6 protein-coding genes are annotated in these 5311 nt (G+C 67.0%); all 6 read left to right on the plus strand.

What is annotated here, in order from left to right:
• Window positions 1-790 (plus strand): type II secretion system F family protein (locus P3W97_RS03985; RefSeq protein ID WP_300843995.1); only part of this gene is annotated, 790 nt, incomplete at its 5' end.
• Between the two features lie 48 nt (window positions 791-838).
• Window positions 839-2284, plus strand: coding sequence for a hypothetical protein (locus P3W97_RS03990; RefSeq protein WP_300843997.1), 1446 nt, complete (start codon window positions 839-841; stop codon window positions 2282-2284).
• Window positions 2281-3012 (plus strand): hypothetical protein, encoded by a 732-nt coding sequence (locus tag P3W97_RS03995; RefSeq protein WP_300843999.1) that lies wholly within the window; start codon window positions 2281-2283, stop codon window positions 3010-3012. Before P3W97_RS03990 ends, P3W97_RS03995 begins: the two co-directional genes overlap by 4 nt.
• Window positions 2952-3509, plus strand: coding sequence for a general secretion pathway protein GspB (locus P3W97_RS04000; protein WP_300844001.1), 558 nt, complete (start codon window positions 2952-2954; stop codon window positions 3507-3509). Before P3W97_RS03995 ends, P3W97_RS04000 begins: the two co-directional genes overlap by 61 nt.
• 44 nt (window positions 3510-3553) lie before the next feature.
• Entirely contained in the window at window positions 3554-4417 is an 864-nt protein-coding gene (locus P3W97_RS04005) for a type II secretion system protein (RefSeq protein WP_300844002.1), read from the plus strand.
• Window positions 4418-4518: 101 nt separating this feature from the next.
• Window positions 4519-5244, plus strand: coding sequence for a hypothetical protein (locus P3W97_RS04010; protein WP_300844003.1), 726 nt, complete (start codon window positions 4519-4521; stop codon window positions 5242-5244).
• Window positions 5245-5311: the final 67 nt, after the last annotated feature.

Raw genomic sequence — 5311 nt, forward strand, 5'->3', positions numbered from 1 at the left:
GGCGCTGCCCGAAGTGCTGGAGCGGATTGTCGAATCGATGCGCTGGCAGATCGAATTGACCGCCCAGTTGAAAAAAGCCTTGGCCTACCCGTCTTTTGTGGCCCTCACCGTCAGCGGTGTAGTGGTGTTTTTGATGGTGTATTTGGTGCCGCAGCTGGTGTCGTTCATCCAGTCCTCTGGGCAAGAGCTGCCGCTGCACACCCGGCTGTTGATTGCGGTCTCCGATGGTTTTGTTCATTACTGGTGGGCGATCCTGGGTGCGCCGCCGTTATCGATCGCCCTGGTCGCCTGGGCGGCGCGCCATAATCCTAAACTGCGCCTGCAGCTGCAAACCATCTTGCTCAAATTGCCACTTCTGGGGCCGCTGGTGCACAAAATCGTCGTGGCCCGCTTGTTGGACATTTTTGGGCTGATGTACCGCAGTGGCGTGCCCATCATCCAGGGGCTGGACCATTGTATCGAGGTCACACAGAATCTGCCCATTCAACAGGCAACCGCGCGCGTCAGAGACCGTATCGTCACCGGCACTGGCATCACCGACGCCTTTGCTGCCGAACCCATTTTTCCATCGATTGCCATTCGCATGCTGCGCGTCGGCGAAATGACCGGCGCCATCGATCAAGCATTGGATAATGTCACCCGCTTTTTTAATCGGGAGGTGCGCGACACGGTTGACCGGATACAATCGCTGTTGGAGCCGATCATCACGGTCATCTTGGGTCTGATCCTAGGCTGGATCATGCTGGCCGTGCTCGGGCCAATTTATGACACCATTACCAAGATCGTCTGAGCCATGAGGGTCGGGATCCCGCGTCGCCCACGTCCGCGGCAGCCTGTCTTGCTGATCACGCCCAAAGGGCAAGTCTGGTTGCCGGCGCCGCCGACGCATCCGCGACAGCCGATCATTGTGGTCGTCGATGTCCTGGAAGAAAGCTGGCGCACATTGAGCACACCGGCACTGTCGCTGCGCGACCGGCAGGCGTTTTTGCAAACCCAAGTGGCCCTGGATGTGGCCTCCAGCCCGCTGTGGGCCATGCGGGTGTCGAGTCAGGTCCCCTGGCGTCACGTCGCGACGGCTACGGTCTGTACCGTGGCCAGCCCCCAGATACTGCAAAACCTGCAGCGCTTGTTGGAACAGCAACAGCCCATCGTGGGGGTCTGGCCGTTGACAGCCCCGCTGCTGCAACTGATGCGGGGCCACATACCCGACGATGGCGGATACCATGTGGCCGTTTATCCGTCTGCGCACGGCAGTCGTGTGGTGGCGGTGCAGGGGGCGCAGCCGCTCTACACCCGTCTCATTCCAGCCGATGCCCAGGGTGCGCTGGCTGACGAGCTTGCAGCGACAGTGCGCTTTCTTCAAGACCAGGGTATGGTGCCGCGCACCCAGCCTTTGTCCGTTCATCTGTTAGGGCGCCTGAGCGACTGGCAGCCGGCGGCGCCGCCCGCGAACCAGACTTGGCAAGCGCATCCCGAAGCCGCCATGCCCCTCGAAGCCCTGCTGGCCGGCGTGGGGCCGAGGCTGCCCTGGCAGCTCGCCACGGCCGAGATGCGGCGCTATCATTTGGCGCGCCTGGCGCGCCGGGGTGCGCACGCGGCGCTGGGCTTGCTCAGCCTGGTGTTACTGGGCGGGCTGGATGCGCAGTGGCAGGCGCTGGCCCAGTTGCGGCAGCAGCAAGCGGCGCTGGAAAGCGAAATCAGCGCCGACCAAGCGGCTATACGGGAGCTGCAGCGCGATCTTGACGCCACCGGCGTCGACCTCGCGCTGCTGCGCCAGGTGCTGCAGTTGCCCCATTTGCGGCCGGGCGCGGCCAGCAGCGACGGCGGTGCGGCACAGGCGATCGCCAGCACACAGCGTTGGCTGGCCGATGTCCCCGCGCAGATCCAGGTCAAACAATGGGAATGGCAGCGCAAGCCCGCCTGCACCCAGGCCGCCCAGCGTATCGCCCAAGAGGGGGGAACACCGCCGCAAGCAAGCGCACCGCCAAACAGCCCGCAGGCCGACTCGGTGCGCATCCAGCTCTATCTGCCGGGCGAGATGCGGCCCGCCGAGCGCGAGCGTCGGGTCGAACAGCTGGAACGCCGTCTGCAAGCCGACCCCGACTGGGCCGTGATCGAATCCCCCATTGCGGCGCGCGGCGCGCTCGCACTGCGCGCCGGCGCAGCCCAGGAACGGCAAGACCAAGACAGCAGCGCCTGGTGCCTGATGCGCCGCGCCGATCTGACCGGCGCTGGCCCCAACCCAGCCCTTGCTCCCTCCCCTGCGCCAGGGAGTCCATCATGATCCATGCCCCCTTGTTGCGTGAGGCCCTCTGGCGTGCCTTGCGGCCCCTGACTTGGGGTTGGGGGAGTGTGCTGGCGATACAGGCGCTGCTGCTGGCGGCGCTTATGTGGTGGGCTCCACAGCAAACCCAGCAATTGCAGCTTTTGCAGGGCCAGCGCGACACCGTTGCCGCACAGCTCTCCCAGGCGCGCCAGGACCACGACCTGGCGCTCGAATACCGTATCCCCTATGCCGAGTGGCAGCGCGAGGGGCTGATCAGCGACGAGCCGTTGGCGACCTGGCGGGCGCTGCAAATGCAAAAGATTCTCGACTGGCTTGGCACCCAGCCCGACTGGTTGCAGCAGGCCGTCGAGCTGGAGCTGGGCCCTGCGCAGCCCTGGTCGGCGGCGCAGGACCCAGCCGCAGCGCTGCCCGCGCCGCTGGAGCCAGCCGCGCCGGGCGAGGCCCAGCCGGCGACCGCACAGCCCAGTGCCCAGACCCTGCGCCTGAGGGGCAGGCACATGCACGATATCGAAGCCTGGGGCGTGGTGCAGGCAATCCAGCGCCTGCTGGGCAGCAGCGCCGCCCTGCAGCAGTGCCAATTCACCACCGACCGCAGCCGCGCGGACGGGGGTGCGGCGCAACCGTCGGCCGACGCGGCCCTGCCCAATCTGGAGTGGGAGTGTCAATGGACGCTATTTTTCATCCCGCGCGCCGCGCCGGCGGCCGCGCCTGCTGTTCAGCCCTAAGGCTGGCGGGGCTGGCGCTGGCTGGCCTGGCGGCGGCAGCCGCCCTGGCGGCGCCAGGCTCTCCACAGCCCGCGGCGCTGGGCGCCACAGTGCCCGGCCCTCTGCGCTGGATACTGACCCCAGCGCAGAGGGCGGCCATCGAACGGGCGCGCCGTGCCGCTGGCGACCAGACCGATGCCAGCGAGGGCGACCCCAGTGGCCCCTGGCAAATCCAGGGCTTGGTGCAGGCACCACACACCGCCGGCAGCGTCTGGATCAACGGCCAGCTGCTGCGTGCGGGCGACCACTTGGGTGCGCAGGTGCGCCTGCGGGCTGTGGGCCCGGATCGGGTCATTCTGGAGCGGGAAGGCCGCCTCATTGCCCTGCGGCCCGGACAGACGCTGCAGCCGGACGGGCAGGTGAGCGATTTGCTGCCCCCGCGGACCGACTGGCCGGCGCCCACGGCGCCGCTGTCAAAAGACTTGACGGGCGCCCCGCCAGGGCAGCGCTCCCCCTAGAATGATGCGGTGGGCGTTTTATCAACCCTGACAGGGTCACTGCCATGGCAAAAGATACCCAAAGCCCTTGGAGGGGGCAGCAGCCGGTTGCGGGCAGGCCAGCGACGACCGGCTTGACGCTGGTGGAGATGGCGCTGGTGCTGGCCATCATCGCCCTGATGGCTGCGCTCTTTTTGCCGATCAGCAGCGGGCTGCGCGAAGCCCAGCAGATCAAAGAAACCCGGGCCAAGCTGGCCGCCATCGAGGCCGCCTTGACCCGTTTTGTGATGTTGAACGGCCGCCTGCCGTGCCCGGCTGACGGGGCTTTGGCGGATGACGCGGTGGGTGCCGGCTTGGAGCAGTCGGGCGCCACCTCATCCGGCTGTCAGTCCAGCGTGCAGTCCAGAGCCGTCGTGCCATGGCGCACCCTGGGTTTGACGGCCGATGAGGTGCTGGACGCCTGGGGTGGGCGCATCAGCTACTGGCCCTGGATGACCTATGGGACGGCGGGGCGCTCGCTGACGCTCGCCACTGCGCTGGGTTCCTGTCCGTCGTCGACTACACCGTTTAGTACGCGCAGTGCCGCCGATTGGAAGTCCTGTCTGGACGCTTTGGGCCCGCCCCGGCTGGGCCATCGGGTGTTGGCGCCGGGCTCCGCCGCCGTGTTGGCCGACCCTGCCCTGAACACCGGTGCGGCCTACGTGCTCATCAGCCATGGTCCCAACCGCTTTGGCGGCTATACGAGCAGCGGGGTTCTGATGGCCGGTGGCCCGGCGTCGGTCGAGCGGCAAAACGACAACGGTCAGCCCGTCAAAAACAATGTCACGCAAGGCTATTACCAGGGGCAGGCTTCTGCCGACTTTGACGACCTGGTCGTCTGGCGCACCCTCATGCAGGTGGCGGTAGAGGCGCAAAAGGTTCAACCGTAAGCGGCATGCCTTCTCGTTCCTACCCTTTTTCGGCGCTCGCCCGAAGTCGACGGAGTGACCGTATAGCCTGGCTGGCAACCGCGCCGGCGCGGGCGCGCGGGATGGCTGCCGTCAGCATCGTGTTATCCCTGATGTTGGCAGGCGCGGTCGCCTTGGCCATGCAACTGTTGCAGCGTGCCAGCGACGCCCAAGCGCGCGAAGCCCTCACCTTGCAGCGCATCGAACGCATCCGCGGGGCGCTGTGCGCCTACCACCTGATTCACAACGGCTTTCCCGACCTGCCGGGGCGCAATCCCCCCACAAGCACACCCCTCATCGAACCTGCCAACCTGCCGCCAGGCCATTTGCCCCCGGTGGGCTGGGCCAACCCGGGTGGCGCTCCCAGTGCGTCGCTGCGGCGACTTGGACTCAGCCCCGACGACGTCACCGATGGCTGGGGGCGCTTGATCTCGGTGCGATTGTCTGCCGCCTGTCCAGCGGCTGCCGACCCCCTGGCGGTGGACCAAAATGGCGACGGCAGTGGCGATGTGGCCAACGCCTGCGTGGTGCTGATCAGCCACGGTCGCACCGGCCGCGGGGCGGCGCTGCCGCAAGCCAGCCCAGCGGCCAACAATTTGGTATGGCTGCCAGCCCCGCTGGCAGGCAGCAGCCCGACGGCTGGCGAAGGGGCGGAATGGCGCAACACCCGCCGCACCGCATCCCCGTACCAGACCGTGGCCCCGCAGTGCGCCAGCGACCGCACCAACCCCGACAGCCCCTGCCATTACGACGATGTGGTGGCGTGGTTCGATGCGCTCTCCGGTGGGGGAAAGGCGCTGTGCCGCTAGCGGCAGGACGCAACAGCATGTGACGACTGAAAACGGCCCCCGCCATGATGGATCAGACCAAGTCAGA

Source organism: Tepidimonas sp., assembly GCF_029335975.1.
Classification (GTDB): domain Bacteria; phylum Pseudomonadota; class Gammaproteobacteria; order Burkholderiales; family Burkholderiaceae_C; genus Tepidimonas.